This window comes from Rhizobium herbae, assembly GCF_019511375.1.
GTDB classification, from domain to species: domain Bacteria; phylum Pseudomonadota; class Alphaproteobacteria; order Rhizobiales; family Rhizobiaceae; genus Pararhizobium; species Pararhizobium herbae_A.
Window position 1 is genome coordinate 309137 of the sequence record NZ_JAEUAO010000005.1, and the last position, 20265, is coordinate 329401.

At 63.0% G+C, this 20265-nt stretch carries 21 protein-coding genes; 10 read left to right on the forward strand and 11 right to left on the reverse strand.

Features of this window, described 5'->3' with window-relative positions:
- Nucleotides 1-38: 38 nt before the first annotated feature.
- Nucleotides 39-860 carry a class I SAM-dependent methyltransferase gene (locus tag JNB71_RS20510; protein ID WP_220373626.1) on the forward strand — a complete coding sequence of 274 codons (822 nt, stop codon included), beginning with the start codon at nt 39-41 and terminating at the stop codon, nt 858-860.
- Nucleotides 861-907: 47 nt separating this feature from the next.
- Here the strand turns inward: JNB71_RS20510 and JNB71_RS20515 are convergent, their stop codons facing one another.
- The gene (locus tag JNB71_RS20515; RefSeq protein WP_220373627.1) at nt 908-1417 is read right to left on the reverse strand and encodes a nuclear transport factor 2 family protein; all 510 of its coding nucleotides are present in this window, start codon (nt 1415-1417) and stop codon (nt 908-910) included.
- Nucleotides 1418-1681: 264 nt separating this feature from the next.
- Between JNB71_RS20515 and JNB71_RS20520 the strand changes: the two genes are divergently transcribed.
- The 4 genes from JNB71_RS20520 to JNB71_RS20535 all read left to right on the forward strand — a co-directional run bounded on the left by JNB71_RS20520 (nt 1682) and on the right by JNB71_RS20535 (nt 5775).
- A complete protein-coding gene (locus JNB71_RS20520; protein ID WP_220373628.1) occupies nt 1682-2479 on the forward strand; it encodes a basic amino acid ABC transporter substrate-binding protein in 798 nt (265 codons plus the stop codon).
- Between the two features lie 10 nt (nt 2480-2489).
- Nucleotides 2490-3311 carry an amino acid ABC transporter permease gene (locus JNB71_RS20525; RefSeq protein WP_220373629.1) on the forward strand — a complete coding sequence of 274 codons (822 nt, stop codon included), beginning with the start codon at nt 2490-2492 and terminating at the stop codon, nt 3309-3311.
- A 254-nt stretch (nt 3312-3565) separates the two neighbouring features.
- On the forward strand, nt 3566-4975 hold the full coding sequence (gene leuC, locus JNB71_RS20530; protein WP_220373630.1) for a 3-isopropylmalate dehydratase large subunit: 1410 nt from the start codon (nt 3566-3568) through the stop codon (nt 4973-4975).
- A gap of 263 nt (nt 4976-5238) precedes the next feature.
- On the forward strand, nt 5239-5775 hold the full coding sequence (locus tag JNB71_RS20535) for a SixA phosphatase family protein (RefSeq protein WP_220373631.1): 537 nt from the start codon (nt 5239-5241) through the stop codon (nt 5773-5775).
- 21 nt (nt 5776-5796) lie between these two features.
- On the opposite strand, the gene JNB71_RS20540 is transcribed toward JNB71_RS20535, so the two are convergent.
- Nucleotides 5797-6366, reverse strand: a complete 570-nt coding sequence (locus tag JNB71_RS20540) for a hypothetical protein (RefSeq protein ID WP_220373632.1) — start codon at nt 6364-6366, stop codon at nt 5797-5799.
- Nucleotides 6363-6914 carry a L,D-transpeptidase family protein gene (locus tag JNB71_RS20545; RefSeq protein WP_220373633.1) on the reverse strand — a complete coding sequence of 184 codons (552 nt, stop codon included), beginning with the start codon at nt 6912-6914 and terminating at the stop codon, nt 6363-6365. The genes JNB71_RS20540 and JNB71_RS20545 overlap by 4 nt, the downstream gene beginning before the upstream one ends.
- A gap of 143 nt (nt 6915-7057) precedes the next feature.
- Between JNB71_RS20545 and JNB71_RS20550 the strand changes: the two genes are divergently transcribed.
- The 3 genes from JNB71_RS20550 (at nt 7058) to JNB71_RS20560 (ending at nt 9389) form a co-directional block, all read left to right on the forward strand.
- Nucleotides 7058-7741 carry a response regulator transcription factor gene (locus JNB71_RS20550; RefSeq protein ID WP_018328576.1) on the forward strand — a complete coding sequence of 228 codons (684 nt, stop codon included), beginning with the start codon at nt 7058-7060 and terminating at the stop codon, nt 7739-7741.
- Nucleotides 7742-7793: 52 nt separating this feature from the next.
- Nucleotides 7794-8249: a cyclic nucleotide-binding domain-containing protein gene (locus tag JNB71_RS20555; RefSeq protein ID WP_112850907.1), complete on the forward strand. Its 456-nt coding sequence runs from the start codon at nt 7794-7796 to the stop codon at nt 8247-8249.
- Between the two features lie 123 nt (nt 8250-8372).
- A complete protein-coding gene (locus JNB71_RS20560) occupies nt 8373-9389 on the forward strand; it encodes an LLM class flavin-dependent oxidoreductase (protein WP_220373634.1) in 1017 nt (338 codons plus the stop codon).
- A 6-nt stretch (nt 9390-9395) separates the two neighbouring features.
- On the opposite strand, the gene JNB71_RS20565 is transcribed toward JNB71_RS20560, so the two are convergent.
- A complete protein-coding gene (locus JNB71_RS20565) occupies nt 9396-10202 on the reverse strand; it encodes an exodeoxyribonuclease III (RefSeq protein ID WP_220373635.1) in 807 nt (268 codons plus the stop codon).
- A 339-nt stretch (nt 10203-10541) separates the two neighbouring features.
- Between JNB71_RS20565 and JNB71_RS20570 the strand changes: the two genes are divergently transcribed.
- A complete protein-coding gene (locus tag JNB71_RS20570; RefSeq protein ID WP_220373636.1) occupies nt 10542-11048 on the forward strand; it encodes a GNAT family N-acetyltransferase in 507 nt (168 codons plus the stop codon).
- Between the two features lie 184 nt (nt 11049-11232).
- Here the strand turns inward: JNB71_RS20570 and JNB71_RS20575 are convergent, their stop codons facing one another.
- The 5 genes from JNB71_RS20575 to tesB all read right to left on the reverse strand — a co-directional run bounded on the left by JNB71_RS20575 (nt 11233) and on the right by tesB (nt 17872).
- The gene (locus tag JNB71_RS20575; protein ID WP_223215933.1) at nt 11233-11898 is read right to left on the reverse strand and encodes an outer membrane lipoprotein carrier protein LolA; all 666 of its coding nucleotides are present in this window, start codon (nt 11896-11898) and stop codon (nt 11233-11235) included.
- Between the two features lie 136 nt (nt 11899-12034).
- Nucleotides 12035-14704, reverse strand: coding sequence for a DNA translocase FtsK (locus JNB71_RS20580; RefSeq protein ID WP_220373638.1), 2670 nt, complete (start codon nt 14702-14704; stop codon nt 12035-12037).
- Between the two features lie 253 nt (nt 14705-14957).
- A complete protein-coding gene (locus JNB71_RS20585; RefSeq protein ID WP_220373639.1) occupies nt 14958-16382 on the reverse strand; it encodes an ammonium transporter in 1425 nt (474 codons plus the stop codon).
- Between the two features lie 30 nt (nt 16383-16412).
- A complete protein-coding gene (locus JNB71_RS20590) occupies nt 16413-16763 on the reverse strand; it encodes a P-II family nitrogen regulator (RefSeq protein WP_018328583.1) in 351 nt (116 codons plus the stop codon).
- A gap of 224 nt (nt 16764-16987) precedes the next feature.
- A complete protein-coding gene (gene tesB, locus JNB71_RS20595; protein ID WP_220373640.1) occupies nt 16988-17872 on the reverse strand; it encodes an acyl-CoA thioesterase II in 885 nt (294 codons plus the stop codon).
- A gap of 102 nt (nt 17873-17974) precedes the next feature.
- Here tesB and JNB71_RS20600 point away from each other — a divergent pair, with 102 nt between their 5' ends.
- Nucleotides 17975-19189, forward strand: coding sequence for a ubiquinone biosynthesis hydroxylase (locus JNB71_RS20600; RefSeq protein ID WP_262927114.1), 1215 nt, complete (start codon nt 17975-17977; stop codon nt 19187-19189).
- A 185-nt stretch (nt 19190-19374) separates the two neighbouring features.
- Here the strand turns inward: JNB71_RS20600 and JNB71_RS20605 are convergent, their stop codons facing one another.
- On the reverse strand, nt 19375-19563 hold the full coding sequence (locus JNB71_RS20605; RefSeq protein WP_018328586.1) for a Trm112 family protein: 189 nt from the start codon (nt 19561-19563) through the stop codon (nt 19375-19377).
- Between the two features lie 9 nt (nt 19564-19572).
- Nucleotides 19573-20253: an LON peptidase substrate-binding domain-containing protein gene (locus JNB71_RS20610; RefSeq protein ID WP_220373642.1), complete on the reverse strand. Its 681-nt coding sequence runs from the start codon at nt 20251-20253 to the stop codon at nt 19573-19575.
- Between the last annotated feature and the right edge of the window lie 12 nt (nt 20254-20265).

Below are 20265 nucleotides of genomic sequence, written 5' to 3' on the forward strand. Positions count from 1 at the left end.
AGCCTCCATTGGGGAATGGGGGCATTGGGGATGGGGCAATGAACAACTATATCGAAACCAACCGGCTGAACTGGGACGACCGGGCGGCCCTGCACGCGACCGACACCACCGGCAGCTACCGGATCGACAGGGTGCTTTCCGGCGGCTCTTCGCTTCATGCGCTGGAGGCGAGCGAGATCGGCGATATCACGGGCAAGGACATCGTCCACCTGCAATGCCATATCGGCCTCGACACGCCGAGCCTCAAGCATCTGGGCGCGCGCTCGGTGACCGGGCTCGATTTTTCGCCGATCGCCATTGCGGCCGCGCGGGCTTTTGCAGCGAGGGCGAAAACGGAAGCGACCTTCGTCGAGGCCTCCGTCTACGATGCCGCGAGGGCTCTCGCGCACCAGACCTGTGACATGGTCTTCGTCACCTGGGGTGCGATCCACTGGCTGCCGGATATTTCCCGCTGGGCCGAGGTCGTTTCAAGTCTGCTGCGGCCCGGTGGCAGGCTCTACCTGCTCGATGGGCATCCGCAGATGTTCCAGCATCAGGCTTCGGACGGCAGGCTCTCGCTGGCTCACAGCTGGCGCACGCCGCACGATGCGCCGCTGTTGTTCGAGGAAACCCATACCTATACCGGCGACACACGGCCGCTGACGCACAGGCGCATGTATGAATGGTTTCATCCCGTCGGAGATGTCGTCAACGCGCTGCTGAAGGCCGGGCTGCGGCTGGATTTCCTGAACGAACACGAGATCCTGACCTGGCAGCACTATCCCGGCATGATCGAGACGGGCGAGGACCAGTTCGAATTGGAGCTTACCTATCCAAGAATGCCGCTGTCGTTTTCGGTCGGGGCGACGAAGCCCGCGTAGGCCCGTCGGGACTGATGCACCCACGCACTTCCGCAAGATGCATCGGATCATTCCGGCCGGGTCGCGGGATCCCAGTGCTCGTCGGCCTTGCCGTCCTTGATCCGCCACGTGTCAAACCAGGTGGTGGTATAAGTCTTGGCCGGGTCCTTCTCATCCTTGACTTCACGGACATAGCCGACGGTGACGAGGTCGCCCTCGGCGGTGACGAAGGCGACCGGTGTCTTGATCTTCTCCGGGATTGGCGAAGGCTGAAGTTTCAGGACCTCGGTGACATAGGCGACCAAGCCGGCGCGGCCGGGCGCGACATTGGGATTGTGCTGGATGTAACGCTCCGTCAGGTAGTCGCCGGCCTTGTCCCAGTGGTTGGCTTCGAGCAGATCACGGATGATGCCGTAGACCACCTGCTTGTTGGCATTGAGCTTCGGGTCCGGGCTGGTGAAAAGCGCTTCGGCGTCGGCGGCGGCCACCACTGCCTCCTGTGCTTGCGCGGGAGGGGCCGAAAGTGCCGCGCCAACCAGCGACAGGGCGAGAACGGCGGATGCTATAGCGGTTTTCATTGTCTTTCCTTGTGGTCCGGCACACGGCCTGATGTGAGCGGCATCCCTGCCGCCGACAGACGCTAGAGCCTGCGAGGCGGCAGGAAAAGACGGCAGTTTTTCCACCCATGGTGCGCAAAAGGGAAGCAGGTTCCCAGCACCTCACCGCTTCATCGGCGATAGTGCCAGCGCCCGCCGTCGAAACACCGCCACAAGGGGCGATCCCTTCTTGCTTTGGCCGGAGGTTTCGTGACAGTCTTGCCCGCCACAATTCAGGAGCCTTTCATGCTTTCCCGCCGTACCGTTCTTGCCGGGCTGACCGCCCTCGTCGTTGCACCCTTCAGCGTTTCCGCGGCCGATCTGCCGGATCTCGGTGGCCGGACGGTGGTCGTCGTGACCGAGAATGCCTATCCGCCGCTGCAATTCGTCGAGCCGAAGTCGGGCAAGGCGATCGGCTGGGAATACGACGCAATGGAAGAGATCGCCAAGCGGCTGAATTTCAAGCTGGAAATCCAGAACACCAGCTGGGACGCGATGATCCAGGCGGTCTCCGACGGCCAGTACGACATCGGCATGACCGGCATCACCATCAAGGACGAACGCAAGACGCAGGTTGACTTCTCCGATCCCTATATGCGGTCGCAGCAGTTCATGCTGGTGCGCGGCGACGAAAGCCGCTTCACCGACGCCAAGTCCTTCGCCGCCTTTGCCGACGGGTTCGTCGGCGCCCAGCCGGGCACCTCGCCGTTTTACACCGCCGTTTATGAAATCCTCGACGGCAACGAACAGAACCCGCGGATAAAGCTGTTCGAGACGTTTGGGGCGACGGTGCAGGCGCTGAAGGCCGGCGATGTCGATACGGTGCTTACCGACAGCGTCGCGGCCAAGGGGTACGTCGATTCCTCCAACGGCGCGCTGAAAGTGATCGGCGGTCCGCTCGGCACGGAGGATTTCGGCTTCATCTTCAAGAAGGGCTCGGACCTCGTCGCCCCGGTCAATGCCGCGATCGCCGCCTTGAAGGCCGACGGCACGCTCGACAAGCTGAACCAGAAATGGTTCGTCGATTACAAGATGGGCGAATGAACGCTGCCCGATGACGCCTGCGCAGCCTCAAGACCTGTCTGAGAAGGGCGACTATCCCTGGTGGCTGGTCGCCCTTGCGGTTATCGCCGCAGCGCTAGCCGTGGTGATCGTGTCCAATGAGATCTACACCCAGGTCTTTACCATCGTTTCGGCCGGCATCGGCATCACCGTCCTGGTGACGCTGCTGGGGTTTTTCTTCGCCACGCTGCTTGGGCTCGCCATTGCGCTGATGGCGCTGTCGGAGCGTGCTGCCCTGCGCCAGATCGCCCGGTTCTATACCGAGGTCATCCGCGGCATCCCGATCCTCGTGCTGCTCTTCTACATCGCCTTTGTCGGCGCTCCGGCACTGGTGACACTTGTCAACACGGTTCTCGGTCCGCTGGTCGAGGCCGGCTACGCCAAGCCGCTTCTGGTGCGCGACGTGTCCTTGATGTGGCGGGCGATCATGGCGCTCACCATCGGCTATTCCGCCTTCATCGCCGAGGTGTTCCGCGCCGGCATACAGTCGGTCGACAAGGGCCAGATCGAGGCGGCCAAGGCGCTGGGGCTGTCGCGCTACCACCGGTTCCGCCTGGTGGTCTTCCCGCAGGCGATCCGCGTCATCCTGCCGCCACTCGGCAACGACTTCGTCGCGATGGTGAAGGATAGTTCGCTCGTCTCCGTGCTCGGCGTCGCCGACATCACCCAGATGGGCAAGATCTACGCATCCGGTTCTTTCCGGTTTTTCGAGACCTATTCGATCGTCGCCTATATCTACCTGATCCTGACGATCGGGCTGTCGGTGGGCTTGCGGCAACTGGAGAAGCGGCTGCGGCGGGCGCAGGCCCGCTGAAAGGCGCATGACTCGCCAATTGCCGAACCGTCAAAAAATTGATATATGCGCGCCCATGGAATCCAAATTCGGATGTTTTGCGCAAAAAATCGTCGTGCTGCAGGACCACAAGCGTCTGCCGGCACGGTTTTTTGCGTGCGTTTCAGGCGCGCTCAACAGCCGACTTTCCTGATTTGGGGCTGATCCCTGATGCGGCCGCCGGCGCCCTTTTGCCGGATATTTTCCAGACCTTCCTTCATGTTGGATGAAAAGCCATGAGCGCACCGCGTACTCTCTACGATAAAATCTGGGACGACCACCTGGTCGATCAGCAGGACGACGGAACCTGTCTTCTCTACATCGATCGCCATCTCGTCCATGAAGTGACGAGCCCGCAGGCGTTCGAGGGGCTGCGCATGGCCAATCGCCAGGTCCATGCGCCGCAGAAGACGCTCGCCGTCGTCGACCATAACGTGCCGACCTCGCCGGACCGCCATCTCGGCATCAAGAACGAGGAAAGCCGCATCCAGGTGGAGGCGCTGGCGAAGAACGCGGCCGACTTCGGCGTCGAATATTACTCCGAGAACGACAAGCGCCAGGGCATCGTCCACATCGTCGGGCCGGAACAGGGTTTCACGCTGCCGGGCATGACCATCGTCTGCGGCGACAGCCATACCTCGACGCACGGCGCCTTCGGTGCCTTGGCGCACGGTATCGGCACGTCCGAGGTCGAGCACGTGCTCGCCACCCAGACGCTGATCCAGAAGAAGGCCAAGAACATGCTGGTGCGCGTCGATGGCGTCCTGCCGGAGCATGTCACCGCCAAGGACATCATCCTTGCCATCATCGGCGAGATCGGCACCGCCGGCGGCACCGGCCATGTCATCGAATTTGCCGGCGAAGCGATCCGCGCGCTGTCGATGGAAGGCCGCATGACCATCTGCAACATGACGATCGAGGGGGGCGCCCGCGCCGGCCTGATCGCGCCGGACGAGAAGACCTTCGAATACATCAAGGGCAAGCCGCGGGCACCGAAGGGCGAAGAACTGGAACAGGCGATCGCCTACTGGAAGACGCTGCACACCGACGAGGGCGCCCATTTCGACCGGGTCGTCGTGCTCGATGCCGCCGCCCTGCCGCCGATCGTTTCCTGGGGCTCCTCGCCGGAAGACGTCGTCTCCGTCCAGGGCATCGTTCCGAACCCCGACGAGATCCAGGACGAGAACAAGCGCACGTCGAAGTGGCGCGCACTCGACTACATGGGCCTGAAGCCGGGCACGAAGATCACCGACATCGCCATCGACCGCGTCTTCATCGGTTCCTGCACCAACGGCCGCATCGAGGACCTGCGCGAAGTCGCCAAGGTGGTCGAAGGCCGCAAGGTTGCCCCGACCGTCTCGGCGATGATCGTCCCGGGTTCCGGCCTCGTCAAGGAACAGGCGGAAGCCGAAGGCCTCGACAAGATCTTCAAGGAAGCCGGTTTCGACTGGCGCGAGCCGGGCTGCTCGATGTGCCTTGCCATGAACGACGACCGCCTGAAGCCGGGCGAGCGCTGCGCCTCGACCTCAAACCGCAACTTCGAAGGCCGCCAGGGCTTCAAGGGCCGTACCCATCTCGTATCGCCGGCGATGGCGGCTGCGGCTGCGGTATCGGGGCACTTCGTCGATATCCGCGAGTGGAAGTAAGACTTCTACCCTCCCCTTGAGGGGAGGGCTTGCGGTTCGCCTTCTTCTCCCCGGCGGGAGAAGGTGGCGCCCCCGGGTCTTGCCTTTGGCAAGCCCGACGACAGGCTCCGGGGCCGGATGAGGGGCGGCTGGCGCCGAGAAACCCCCCTCATCGCCTCGCATGCGCTCGGCACTTCTCCCCGCGGGGGAGAAGCGGGAGCTTGCGGCAATCGCCTACGCTCCGTATGCGATAGCCGTTGCCCTAAGGGGGAGGGAGATGCCAGATGGCCAAGAAATCGCCGAAGCCGAAACACCGCCTCATCCTGCTGCGCCACGCCAAATCCGCCTGGCCCGACGGTGTGGCCGACCGTGAGCGGCCATTGGCGGAGCGCGGCCGCAAGGCCGCACCCGTCATCGGCGCCTATATGGCGCGTGAAAAACTCAATCCCGATCTCGCCCTCGTCTCGCCCGCCCGCCGCGCCCAGGAGACGTGGAAACTCGTTCGAGAGGCGCTGTCGAAAAAGGTCGCCGAGCGCGAGGCCCCCGATATCTACGAGGTGTCGGCCGAGCGCATTCTCGAGGTGATCCGCGCCGTCGAGCCCTCTATCCGCACGCTGCTGATCGTCGGCCACAATCCGGGCATGGAGAATGCCGCGTCGCTGCTGGTTGCGGGTGGCGATGCCGATGCCATGGGCCGCATGAAGGCGAAGTTCCCGACGGCCGGCCTCGCCGTCATCGGCTTCGATGTCGACGGCTGGGACGAGGTGGAAGCGGGCACTGGTTATCTCCAGCGATTCGTGACACCGCGATCCGTGGGGTGAGGCGGTCAATGAGGATGGATCTCACGCCGCCTCCAGCCGAAAAATTGCCCAGATGTTGCAATCGGCGTGGTACTCTTGCGGGTACCGTTCCTTCAGGCCGCACTGAACCTCTCTTGCCCTGCCGTGGCTTTGCAGCAAACCCTTTGTTGACAGCTCGGCATTGGCAAAGACATCCGGAAAGCCGCCGCAGTTGGTAAGCGCGCTGACGCCTTGGTCCTGATCCAGAAGGTCATAGCCGAGAAATCGAAAGCGATCGCCCAGGCCTTGCAAGACCGCCTCTTCCGATGGATTGCGCAGAACCGCGAGGATGTTGAGGTTCGCCTGCGAGCCGAGTTGCTGCTTGAGGAAATCGAGATCCGTGAAGAAGTTGAGCATGCCGTCTTCGTTGACGATGTGATTCCAATAGCTGGCCTTGGTTTCCTTGAGAATGACCGGGCAAAGCATCCCGTCAAGCGAAACGACCTCATCAAGTTGTGTCAGGCCCGACCAGACGATGTAGTCGCGCCATTGCGAACCTTTTGACGGATCGAATCTTTCCACGGCGATATAGAGCGCTGTGTTGCCCGATACGTTCCCATCCCTCGTCGTCATCCCACCACCCTCACCACGGTCCCCCGCCGCATGAACCGCAACAGCCGTGTCATCGCGGGCCGGCTGACGGCGACGCAGCCCTCGGTCGGCATATAGCCGGGCCTGGCGAGATGGAAGAAGATGGCCGAGCCGCCATGGCGTTTGCGGCGGCGCAGGTTCCAGTCCATCACCAGGCAGATGTCGTAGAGGCCGTCGGCGCGGCGCATCTTTTCGTGGCTGGGCTTGAAGGGGGCGGTGACGGGACGGTTGTAGTTGGCATCGCGCGGTTCGTCGCACCAGAGCAGGTTTTGCGGCGTGAAGCGGAGCGGCAGGGCCGTCGGCGGCGGTGTGATACGGTCGTGGCGGACATAGCCGCCGATCAGGCGCATGGCGGCAATCGGGGTGGCGCCGTCGCCCTCGCGCTTGCGCGAGCTGATGCCGCCGCGGCCGATCGCGGCCTCCTCGGTGCGGCCCGCGAAGGTGACGAGCGCGCGGCTGTGATTTCCCGGTTTTCTCCTGACGATGATGGTGCGGACGGGATTTGCGGCCTTGCGGGGTTTTCGTCGCATTTTACACACAGTTTTTTGCGTTGTCCGTGAATGGAAACCACACCATAGCACTACACAACATGTAACAAACGGGTGAAGCTTCCAGGCTTGTTTAAGGTAGCGTTTGAGCTAGTTTCAATCCGGAAGCAAGGAGGGATCTCAGCATGTCGGCCCGCACCATTCTTCTCGTCGACGATGACAACGACCTGCGCGAGACGCTGACCGAGCAGCTGTCCCTCTATGAGGAATTCACCATTCTTCAGGAGCCGACGGCGGCCAAGGGCATCCATACGGCCCGCAACCAGCAGATCGCCCTTCTGGTGATGGATGTCGGGCTGCCGGACATGGACGGGCGCGAGGCGGTCAAGCTCCTGCGCAAGGGCGGCTTCAAGGCGCCGATCATCATGCTGACGGGCCACGACACCGATTCCGACACGATCCTCGGGCTGGAAGCGGGCGCCAACGACTATGTCACCAAGCCGTTCCGTTTCGCCGTGCTGCTTGCCCGCATCCGGGCGCAGCTGCGCCAGCACGAGCAGAGCGAGGATGCGACCTTCACCGTCGGTCCCTATACGTTCAAGCCGGGGCAGAAGCTGCTGACGCTGGAAAACGGCCAGAAGATCCGGCTCACCGAAAAGGAAGCGGCAATCATCCGCTATCTCTATCGGGCCGACCAGAAGGTGGTGACGCGCGACGTGCTGCTCGAAGAGGTCTGGGGCTACAATTCCGGCGTGACGACCCACACGCTCGAGACCCATGTCTACCGGCTGCGCCAGAAAATCGAGCGCGACCCTTCCAATGCGGAGATTTTGGTGACAGAGAATGGCGGGTACAAGATCGTTCCCTGAAGACATGGGGGCGTGACGACACCCGGCCTTATGCTTCCTGCGAGGTATTCCCTTGTCGCTGAATGACGACATCGCCCTTCTGTCCCTCGTGCCGCTGTTTGCGGATATCGACGATGACAAGCTGCGGCTGATCGCCTTCGGGGCCGAGCGCCGCCGGCTGAGCCGGGGCCAGCAGCTGTTTCGCGAGGGCGCACCGGCCGATTGCGCGTTCGCCGTTGCAAGCGGCTCGTTCAGTCTCACCCGCAGCCAGGTCGATGGCGGCGTCGAGGTCGTCGACACTGTCGGCCGCGGGACGCTTCTTTCGGAGCTGGCGATGATCTCCTTCGTCGAGCGCAAGTTCACCGCGACGGCTGAGGAAGACAGCGAGGTGATCCGCATCAACCGGCCGTTGTTTCGCCGCATGCTGGAGGAATATCCGGAGGTGGCCGTCGTCGTCGAAGCGCGCATCAAGGACAATCTGCAGACGATGATCCGCAACGTGCAGAAGCTGGCGCCGAAATTCGGGTAACGTTTCTTCCGAGAGACAGTGTGTTTCGACGATGCGCGCTCTGCGGCCCGCTCCTGACCTTCCGCGCGCTGCGCTCCGTTCCCATCTATTCGGCAACACATCGCCATCATCAGGGACAAGACAATGAAGAAAATCGGCTTCCTTTCCTTCGGACACTGGAACCCTTCACCCCAGTCACAGACCCGCTCGGCCGGCGATGCGCTTCTGCAGTCGATCGATCTGGCTGTTGCCGCCGAAGAGCTCGGCGCTGACGGTGCCTATTTCCGCGTCCATCATTTTGCCCGGCAGCTCGCCTCGCCTTTTCCTCTCCTGGCCGCTGCCGGTGCCAGGACCAAAAAGATCGAGATCGGCACGGCAGTCATAGACATGCGCTACGAGAACCCGCTCTACATGGCCGAGGATGCCGGGAGCGCCGACCTGATCGCGAACGGGCGCCTCCAGCTCGGCATCAGCCGTGGTTCGCCCGAACAGGTGATCGATGGCTGGCGCTATTTCGGATTTGAGCCCAAGGAAGGTTCAACGGATGCGGATATGGGTCGCCAGCATGCCGAGGTCTTCCTCGAAGTCCTGAAGGGCGAAGGTTTTGCTGAGCCGGACCCGCGCCCGATGTTTCCCAATCCGCCGGGTCTCCTGCGCCTCGAGCCGTTTTCGGAAGGCCTGCGCGAGCGCATCTGGTGGGGCTCGGCTTCGAACGCGACTGCTGTCTGGGCGGCAAAGCAGGGCATGAACCTGCAGAGCTCGACGCTGAAGCAGGACGAGACCGGTGAACCCTTCCATGTCCAGCAGGCGGCGCAGATCAGGCTCTATCGCGAGGCTTGGAAGAAGGCAGGACATGGCCGCGCGCCGCGCGTCTCCGTCTCCCGCTCAATTTTTGCGCTGGTGGATGATCGTGACCGTGCCTATTTCGGCCGTGGCAATGAAAGCGACCAGATCGGCTTCATCGATAACATGCGCGCCGTGTTCGGCCGCTCCTATGCGGCGGAGCCGGACAGGCTGATCGAACAGCTGAAGGCCGACGAGGCGATTGCCGAGGCCGACACCCTGCTCCTCACTGTCCCGAACCAGCTTGGCGTCGAATACAACGCCCATGTCATCGAGGCGATCCTGAAACATATCGCACCGGCGCTCGGCTGGCGGTGAAAAATCTCAAAGATCGAAGTGGGCGATCACCGGCACGTGGTCTGACGGGCGCTCCCAGCCGCGGGCTTCCTTCAGGATATCGACGCGGGTCAGGTGCGGCGAAAGGTCGGCGGAGGACCAGACGTGGTCCAGGCGGCGGCCGCGATCGGCGGCTTCCCAATCCTTGGCGCGGTAGCTCCACCAGGTATAGAGCTTTTCCGGCGACGGCGCGTGCTGGCGCATCAGATCGACCCAGGCGCCGCCAGTCATGACGGCGGTGAGCCCCTCGGTCTCGACCGGCGTGTGGCTGACGATTTTCAGAAGCTGCTTGTGCGACCAGACGTCGTGCTCCAGCGGCGCGATGTTGAGGTCGCCGACGAGGATGGAAGAAATGCCGGCCTCGCTTTCGGCGTGCAGCAGCTTCATCTCGTCGATGAAATCGAGCTTGTGGCCGAATTTGGGATTGATCGCACGGTCCGGCTCGTCGCCGCCCGCCGGCACATAGAAATTGTGCAGGCGGATATTCTTGCCGGATTTCTCGAACACCACCGAGAGGTGGCGGGCATCGCCGACGCCGCAATAATCACGCCGGTCGGTCAGCTCGTGCAGCGGCAGGCGGGAGATGGTGGCGACGCCGTGGTAGCCCTTCTGGCCGTGGATGGCGATGTGCTCGTAGCCGAGCGCCTTCAGCGGCGAAAACGGAAACAGATCGTTCGGGCATTTGGTCTCCTGCAGGCAGAGAATATCCGGCGACCATGTGGTCAGCAGATGTTCGACCAGCGGCATGCGCAGGCGCACCGAGTTGATGTTCCAGGTCGCGATCGACAATGCCATGCGGGAAGTCTTTCCTTGGATACGCTTGGTGAAGGTACGTCATAAGCCACGCAGAGACCGTTTACCCCCCTCTGCCCTGCCGGGCATCTCCCCCTCAAGGGCGAGATTGGCTCGGGGCTGGCCTCTTGCTCCTGATCTCCCCCCCTTGAGGGGGAGATGTCACGAAGTGACAGAGGGGGGTATTTCGCTGCTGTCGTGTACCGCGGTCATAAGGGCTTTTTTCGCGCCTGGCCATTGAATTTGCGTCCGATATTGACAGTTGTGTCTGGTGATATCTATTGCCGTTCAGGTTTCATTTGCCGCGATCATTGCGGCGCGGCTTCTCCGGAAAGGTCCCGCATGATCCGGCATCTCGGCCCCGAGGATTTCGATATCTTTCGCCGCATCCGGCTCGAAGCGCTGCGCGCCGAGCCTGCCTTCTTTGCCAGCAGCGCCGCGGATTGGGAAAAGCTGCCGGACGACGAGTGGCGCCACCGCCTGACTGTCAACGCGGTATTCGTCGATTTTCACGAGGAAGAGCCGGTTGCCATCATGGGGCTCATTCGGCAGGGCGCCAGCAAGATGGCGCACCGGGCCACTCTCGTCATGGTTTATGTGCGTCGCGACCGGCGCGGCGGCGGTCACGCGAGAGCGCTTCTCGAAGCAATTGTCTGGCATGCCCGACAAGGCGGTATCCGGCAATTGGAGCTTGCCGTCAGCGCCGAAAACCCGGCGGCCATCCGGTTTTACCGGCGGGAAGGTTTTGTCGAGGTTGGCCGTATACCCGGCGGCACGATCCACGAGGGACGGGAGATCGACGAGATCCTGATGACGCGGCGAATCGACCGCGAGGCATCGTCGGCCTGACGTGTCCTGCGCGTCATATCACAACACACGGCGGTGGCCTTTCACCCCCCTTTTGCCCTGCCGGGCATCTCCCCCTCAAGGGGGGAGATTGGCGTGTAACTGGCCTCGCTCCCGATCTCCCCCTTGAGGGGGAGATGTCACGAAGTGACAGAGGGGGTATTCTCATAACTGTCAGGGAATGGAATCACTTCGACTTGTTGCGCACGTCGTCATAGGGAATCTGGAAGACCTTGTCGTCCATCGGCACGCCGTTCTTGACGTTGAAGATCATCACGGACGTGTCCTTCTTCTGCGCATCGGTGATCGTCCACTGGCGCAGGTCATAGGTCTTCGGGTCGAACATCAGGGTGATCGTCGCATCGCCGAAGACGCTTCTGTCGCCGAGCACGATGGTGATCAGGTCGGCCTCTTCCTTGACGTTGCGTACCATCTTGCCGGTCAGGTCGATATTGTCGGACAAGAGCAGCTTCAGCGGCGTCTTCGACAAGGGATAGATGTCCCAGGTCTTCATTTTCTGGTTGCCGATGACGACCGACTTGCCATCGGCTATGACGCGCATCGGCGAGGGTGCCTCGTAGTTGAAGCGGATCTTGCCGGGACGGCTGATATAGAACTTGCCGCCCGTCTGCTCGCCGCGCGGGCCGAACTGCACGAACTCGCCGCTCATCGTCTTCACCGAGGCGAAATGATCGGCGATCTTCTGGGCGATGCCCGCCTGCGCCATGGCGGGCTCGGCGGCCGGGCCGATGAAGGCCACGGCGGCAAGGGCTGCGAGACCACTGACAAGCCATCGGCGCGGCAGCGAAAACGCGTGCTTCTGTCCGCGGCGGCCGGTTGCGGTTTCTGTCATGGCAATCTCCTTCATTTCAGTCTCATGTGGAGCGCAAGTGCGGCGCCTTCAAGGCCTTGCCTGCGCCCCTCTTCAATTCGCCGTGAGGTCACGCGGGCCTTTTCGCTGGGCAAGCGCGACGAGGGCATGCGCGGCGTCAGCGGCCGGTGATTTCACTTTCGGTGGGAACCAGAATCTCGCGCTTGCCGGCGTGATTGGCCGGGCCGATGATGCCTTCCTGCTCCATTCGCTCGATCAGCGAGGCGGCGCGGTTGTAGCCGATGCCGAGGCGGCGCTGGACGTAGGAGGTCGAAGCCTTGCCATCGCGCAGCACGATGGCGACTGCCTGGTCGTAAGGGTCGTCTGATTCGGCGAGGTTGGAGGTACCGGCCGGACCGCCGCCTTCGCCGTCCTCGTCGTCATCCTCGGTGATGGCGTCGAGGTATTGCGGCGCGCCTTGCGTCTTCAGGTAGGCGACGACGTCCTCGACCTCGGTGTCCGAGACGAAGGGACCGTGGACGCGCTGGATGCGGCCGCCGCCGGCCATGTAGAGCATGTCGCCCATGCCGAGCAGCTGCTCGGCACCCTGTTCGCCAAGGATGGTGCGGCTGTCGATCTTCGAGGTCACCTGGAAGGAGATGCGGGTCGGGAAGTTGGCCTTGATCGTGCCGGTGATGACGTCCACGGACGGACGCTGCGTTGCCATGATGACGTGGATGCCGGCGGCGCGGGCCATCTGGGCGAGCCGCTGGACGGCGCCTTCGATGTCCTTGCCGGCTACCATCATCAGGTCGGCCATCTCGTCGATGATGACGACGATATAGGGCATCGGGGCAAGGTCGAATTCTTCCGTCTCGTAGATGGCTTCGCCGGTCTGGCGGTCGAAGCCGGTCTGGACGGTGCGGCTGATCTGCTCGCCCTTGGCCAGCGCCTGCTCGACGCGGCTGTTGAAGCCGTCGATGTTGCGCACGCCGATCTTCGACATCTTCTTGTAGCGCTCCTCCATCTCGCGCACGGTCCATTTCAGCGCGACGACGGCCTTTTTCGGATCGGTGACGACCGGCGAGAGCAGATGCGGAATGCCGTCATAGACCGAGAGTTCGAGCATCTTCGGGTCGATCATGATCAGGCGGCACTGCTCGGGCGTCAGGCGATAGAGCAGCGAGAGGATGAAGGTGTTGATGGCGACCGACTTGCCGGAGCCGGTGGTACCGGCAACGAGCAGGTGCGGCATCTTGGCGATATCGGCGATGACGGGCTCGCCGCCGATATTCTTGCCGAGCGCCATGGCCAGACGTGCCTTGCTCTGTTCGAAATCGCGGCTGCCCAGCAGTTCACGCAGGTAAACGGTTTCGCGGCGCTGGTTGGGCAGTTCGATGCCGATGGCGTTACGGCCCGGCACGACGGCGACGCGGGCGGCGATCGCTGACATCGAGCGGGCGATGTCGTCGGCAAGGCCGATGACGCGCGACGACTTGATGCCGGGGGCGGGCTCCAGTTCGTAGAGCGTGACGACCGGGCCCGGGCGGACATGGATGATCTCGCCCTTGACGCCGAAATCCTCCAGCACGCCTTCGAGCATGCGGGCGTTCTGTTCCAGTGCGTCAGCCGACAGCGTCGCGTCGCGCGCGACATTCTTCGGCTCGGCGAGGAAGTGCAGCGGCGGCAGGGTGAAGTCCCCGTCGTCGGAGACGAAGGAGGCCTGTGCCTCGCGCTCGATGCGCTGGCCTGTCTTGGGGGGCGGCGCGGCCGGGATCACGCGTCCGCTCGCCTGGGCTGGCTGCTGCCTGCGCGGTGCTGGAACCGGCGCCCAATCGGCGGCGACATCGTCGTCCGCGTCATCTTCGGGCATGATGCCGGCCGGGCGGCGGCCGGCGTCAAGGAAATCGTCTTCCTCGTCGTCGTCGATCGACATCGGCGGCACTGTGACGACGCGACGCTCGCTGCGGTCGAGCGACGGTTCGACGCGCTCGGCCCGGGACATGACCTTTGGACGCACCGGTTCGTTCAGCGTGCCGAATTCGTCGGTGTTGAAATCGTAGGGTTCGTCATAATGGCGCGCGGCCGGTTTGCGGCGGCCGGCAAGGCCGAACAGCCGGCGCAAACGCGCCTGGGCGGTGAAGCGCATATGGGTGAGCGCCCCGGCAATCACCATGACGATGCCTTCGGATTCGTCGTCCTCCAGCTCGTCGCGGACGGTGCGCGCCTTGCTCGGCGCCGGTGCCGGCTCCGGAATATCCTCTTCCGTGTCGGCAACGCCGATCAGGCCGGCGCTGTAGACCAGGAAATAGGCGGCGGGCAGGGCAAGCAGGGTGCCCAGCACCGCGCCGAACGTGCCGGATGGAAAGGTGCCGGTGAAAAGCGCCGGGAACCGCAGGATCATGTCACCGAAAACACCGCCGAGGCCGCTCGGCAGCGGCCAGGTGACCGGCGCCGGGATGCAGCCGAGTGCTGCCGAGGCGAGCACCGAGCCGCCGAACCATGCGGCGGCGCGCTTGAGAATGTGGTCGAAGGGCTTGCTGAAGATCAGCACCAGGGCCCAGGCAACGACGGGAAGCAGCGCCACGACGCTGGCAATGCCGAAGAACTGCATGAAGATGTCAGCGAAGGCCGCGCCGGTGTAGCCGAGAATATTGGTCGGGGCATCCGCCGTTGCATAGGAGAAGCTCGGATCGGAGACGTTCCAGGTCGACAAGGCGGCGACGGCGAAGCCGAGCGCGACGAACAACGAGAAGCCTGCCAGCGCGGCCACCTGCCTTAGGACAAATGTGGAAAGCACAAACCGGTTGGAACGGTTGTCGAATACCGCCTGATTGCTTCTGCTCATGGTGACCTGCTGCCCGTTCGTCTGCAAAGCGCAATGCGCACATGTTTCCACCGTAAGCAGAGGAGGGTTAAAGCCCTATTAACCTTGATGCTTCGTTTACGCGAAACGCGCCTGCCGCGCCGGTTTTCCACGGCCAAGACAAGCCGGCCACAAAAAAAGCCCGGATGCGAGATCCGGGCAAAGATGCGGTTTCGTGAACACGAAGCCGCGACGGGACTGTGAACGGAGCCGGCTTTGCCGGCTCCGCAATTTCTCAGGAGTGGTAGGCAGCTTCGCCGTGCGACGACAGGTCGAGACCTTCGCGCTCGGCTTCGACCGTGACGCGCAGGCCGATGATCACGTCGACGATCTTGTAGAGGATCGCCGAGCCGATGCCCGACCACAACAGCGTGACAAGGACGCCTTTGAACTGCGACCAGACCTGGGCTGCAGTGCCAGCATAGCCGGCGGCGAAGTCGGCGGTCGAATAGTCGACGATGCCTGCGCCGCCCAGCGCCGGGTTGACGAATACGCCGGTCAGCAGCGCGCCGAGGATACCGCCGATGCAGTGAACGCCGAAGACGTCAGCCGTATCGTCGTAACCGAACTTGTTCTTCACGGTGGAGACGAAGAAGTAGCAGATCGGCGAGACGACGAGACCCATGACGATGGCGCCCATCGGGCCGACGAAGCCGGCGGCAGGCGTGATGACGACGAGGCCGGCAACCGCACCCGACACGGCACCGAGGATCGAGGCCTTGCCGCGGGTGAAGGTTTCGACGACCGACCAGGAGATGACGGCGGCAGCGGCGGCGACGAAGGTGTTGATCATGGCGAGCGCGGCATAGGCATTGGCTTCAAGGTTGGAGCCGGCGTTGAAGCCGAACCAGCCGACCCACAGAAGGGAAGCGCCGACCATGGTGAGCGTCATGGAGTGCGGAGCCATCATGTCCTTGCCGAAGCCGGTACGCTTGCCGATCATCAGGCAGCCAACGAGGCCTGCGATGCCGGCATTGATGTGAACGACGGTGCCGCCGGCGAAGTCGATGGCGCCGAAGCCGAAGATCAGGCCGGACGGATCGGCATAGAGGCTCGGGCCGCCCCAGAACCAGACCATATGGGCGATCGGGAAGTAGATGAAGGTCAGCCACAGGATCGTGAACAGGATCACCGCGGAGAACTTCACGCGCTCGGCGAAGGCGCCGACGATGAGGCCGGGGGTGATCGCAGCAAAGGTCATCTGGAAGATGACGAATGCCAGTTCCGGAATGACGACACCCTTCGAGAAGGTTTCAACGACGGTCGTCGTGTCGACGCCGGCAAGGAACAGCTTGGAGAAGCCGCCGACGAAGGAGTTCAGGCTGCCGCCGGCTGTGAAGGCCATGGAATATCCATAGACGACCCAGATGATCATCGCGACGGCAGCGATCATCAGCACCTGCATGAGCACGGACAGCATGTTCTTTGTGCGCACGAGGCCGCCATAGAAGAGGGCAAGACCAGGAACCGTCATGAGGAGCACGAGCGCCGAGGACACGAGCATCCAGGTGGTATCGCCCTTGTCCGGGACCGGCGCTGCGGCCACGGCTTCAGCGGCGGCCGGCGCCGTTTCCTGCGCAAAGGCAATGGCCGGGGCGAGGAAGGCTGCAACTGCAGCGCTCACGCGTCCAAGAGAGGTGGAAAGTTTAAGTGAGGACATCTGAAATATAGCTCCCTGAACGGCCGTGACTTACAGCGCTTCTGAATCGGTTTCGCCGGTACGAATGCGCACCGCATGGTCAATCGAGTAGACGAAGATCTTGCCATCGCCGATCTGGCCGGTCTTGGCCGAGGATGCGATCGCCTCGACGGCCTTGTCGACGATCTCGGAAGCGACGGCGATTTCGATTTTCAGCTTCGGCAGGAAGCTGACGGCATATTCGGTGCCGCGATAGATTTCCGTGTGTCCCTTCTGGCGCCCGTAACCCTTGACCTCGGTCACGGTCAGGCCCTGAATGCCGACAGCGGTGAGGGCTTCGCGAACCTCATCGAGCTTGAACGGCTTGATAATGGCCATCACAATTTTCATCTGGTTTCCCATCCTTGTTCATCTTCGGCTCGGGGCCGTCTCTCCTTGCCGCCGAGCGCAAATTCCCCAACGACCGTGCATTGCCATTCAAGGCGCGTGCCAGATTCGAACAGTGGCCTTAACCCTATGAAAAGACATGGAAACGCCACATTTTGCCGGGCGGCGCCGGAAAAATGTTAAAAAAACGTCAATTTAAACGATGAAAAAATGGGCAAAAAATAAAAAACGACGCTTTTTTATTCAGATGCCTTTTTCCGGATCAAGCCTTCCTGGGCAACCGAGGCAATCAGGACACCGGAGCGATCAAAAAGGCTGCCGCGGGTCATGCCGCGCGCGCCGAACGCGCTCGGGCTGTCCTGGGTGTAAAGCAGCCAGTCGTCCATGCGGCAGGGCCGGTGGAACCACATGGCGTGATCGAGGCTCGCCACCTGCAGGTCGCGGTCGAAGACCGAGGTGCCGTGGGCGTAGAGCGCCGTGTCGAGCAGCGTCATGTCGGAGATATAGGCAAGCACGGCCGCCTGGATATGGCGTTCGTCCGGAACGGTTCCGACTGTCTTCACCCACACGTCCTGCACCGGCTCCAGCGTGTCGCGCGAGAAATAGTGCTTGAGTGACACCGGGCGAACTTCGATGGGCCGCGGGCGTTCCCAGTAACGGCGGATCGCCTCGGGCGCATTCACCAGGAACTTCTCCTTGATGTCCTGCTCGCCCATCAGGCTTTCCGGCGGCGCCACGTCCGGCATGGCGATCTGGTGGTCGAAGCCGTCTTCGTCAAACTGGAAGGAGGCCGACAGGGCAAAGATCGCCTTGCCGTGCTGGATGGCGACGACGCGGCGGGTGGCGAAGCTCGCTCCGTCGCGGATGCGGTCGACATCGTAGATGATCGGAACAGTGGGATCGCCCGGCCGCATGAAATAGGCATGCAGCGAATGCACGTAGCGGCCTTCGCTGACGGTGCGCTGTGCCGCCACCAGTGCCTGGCCGATGACCTGCCCGCCGAAAACACGCTGCCAGCCCACCTGGGGCGAGCGGCCGCGAAAGAGATTCTCCTCGAGCTTCTCAAGGTCCAGCGTCTGCAGAAGAACATCCATCGGGCCAGGGGTGTCATTGGGGCGCGACATTTCGGCAATCTCCAGGGGCAGAATGGCGCCGGTGGTAGGAAGGCGCGTGCCAATGATCTATATAGGCGAGAAGCAATGCTCAAGAGCGACGGGAGAACTGAGATGATCGATGTGGTGATTGCGGGCGGCGGTTATGTCGGGCTGTCGCTGGCCGTATCCGTCAAGAAGGCGGCACCGCACCTTTCCGTAACCCTGATCGACGGGGCCCCAGAACAGGCCTGGAAGAAGGACGAGCGCGCCTCGGCGATCATCGCCGCCGCGGCGCAGATGCTCGACGTGCTCGGCATCTGGAGCGAGATCGAACCGGAAGCCGAGCCGATCAAGCGCATGGTGATCACCGATTCGAAAACCGCAGATCCGGTCCGTCCGGTGTTCCTGACGTTTGAGGAAGGCGGCGTCGACGGACGGCCCTTTGCCCATATGGTGCCGAACGTGGCGCTGGTCGGCGCCCTGCGCAAGGCTGCCGGCGTGCTCGGTATTGATATCCGTGCGTCTGCGGTCGCGAAGGATTTCAAGAGCGGCGATCACAGCGTCACCGTCACGCTGGCGAGCGGCGAAGTGATCGAGGCGCGGCTGCTGGTCGCCTGCGACGGCGTGCGCTCGAAACTGCGCGATGCGGCAGGCATCAAGACGGTGGATTTCGACTATGGCCAGTCCGGCATCGTCACCACCGTCGAGCACGAGCGCCCGCATGACGGCACGGCGCAGGAGCATTTCCTGCCGGCCGGGCCGTTCGCGACGCTGCCCTTGAAGAACAACCGGTCCTCGCTGGTCTGGACGGAGCTGACGCGGGATGCGGAGCGGTTGATCGCCAGCGATGACCTGGTCTTCGAGGAAGAGCTGGAACGGCGTTTCGGCCACAAGCTCGGAGCGCTCAAGGTCGTCGGCGCGCGCCAGGCCTTCCCGCTCGGCCTGACGCTGGCGCGCGATTTTGTCGCCCCGCGTTTCGCGCTTGCGGGCGACGCCGCCCACGGCATCCATCCGATCTCCGGCCAGGGCCTCAATCTCGGCTTCAAGGATGTGGCGGCGCTGGCGCAGACCATCGTCGAGGCCGACCGGCTCGGTCTCGATATCGGCTCGCTTGCGGTGCTCGAGCGCTACCAGAGCTGGCGGCGCTTCGACACGTTCCGGATGGGCGTGACGACGGACGTGCTGAACCGGCTGTTTTCCAACGACGTCACGCCGATCCGGGCGCTGCGCGATTTCGGCTTGGGGCTCGTCGATCGCATGCCGTCGCTGAAGGCTTTCTTCATCCGGCAGGCTTCGGGACTTGGCGGGCAGGGTGAGCCGAAGCTGCTCGGCGGCCAGCCGATCTGAACGCTGGAATCCCGTGAGAGCCCCTCACCCTAACCCTTTCCCTGCAAGCTGGGAGAGGGGACTTGCCCTGATTTGGCGAGGGGTCCGCGGCACCGTCCTTCCCCCGCCTGCGGGGCGAAGGTGCCCGGCAGGGCGGATGAGGGGCTTTCAACGCATAGTGGAAGTTCATGCGGTGATCGCAGCGATCAATCCTCGATCTTGCGTGCCTCGGAGATCAGCATGATCGGAATGCCGTCGCGGATCGGATAGGCGAGCTTTGCCTTTTCCGAAATCAATTCGTTGTCGGCGGCGTTATAGCTGAGGCGGCCCTTGGTCAGCGGGCAGACGAGAAGTTCGAGCAGTTTGGGGTCCACGCGACTGGTCCTGTCTTCCATCATTTGCGCCTACTGCAGGATGGTCTCGATGTCGCCGAAGCTGCGGGCAAGCACGATCTCGGTGATGGCGATCAGTGTTTCGGCGCGGGTCTTGAGGTCGGGGGCTTCCAGCAACGCCTGTTTCTCGGCCGGGCCGTAGGGCGACATCATCGCCATGGAATTCACCAGGGTGGCATTGCTGGCCCGCTCGACGCTTTCCCAGTCCGCCTCCAGCTTGTTGGCGTCGAGATAGGCCTTGAAGGCGGCAAGCAGGGCTCCCCGGTCGACCTGCGCCTCGTCATCCGGTCCGTTGAGATCGGTGGCGAAAGGCGCGATGCGGAAATTGCGGTAGCCCTTCGTCGGATGCAGCTCATCGAACAGGCGGAAGCGGCAGATGCCGGTGAGCGACGTCAGGTAGCGGCCGTCTTCCATCTCGGCAAACGAGGTGATCCGGCCGATGCAGCCGACCTGGCAAAGCGCCTGCACATGCGCCTGGCCCGCTTCTTCGCGCGATTCGCCGAAGAAGGGCTGGATCATGCCGATCAGGCGGTTTCCCGCCAGCGCATCGTCGAACATGGCCAGGTAGCGCGGCTCAAAAATGTTCAGCGGCAATTGCGAGCCGGGAAGCAGGAGCACGCCCGTCAGCGGAAATACCGGCAGCGTCTCCGGCAGGTCCTGGGGCCTGAGATAACGTGCATTTCCAACTTGCATTTCTGACCATAC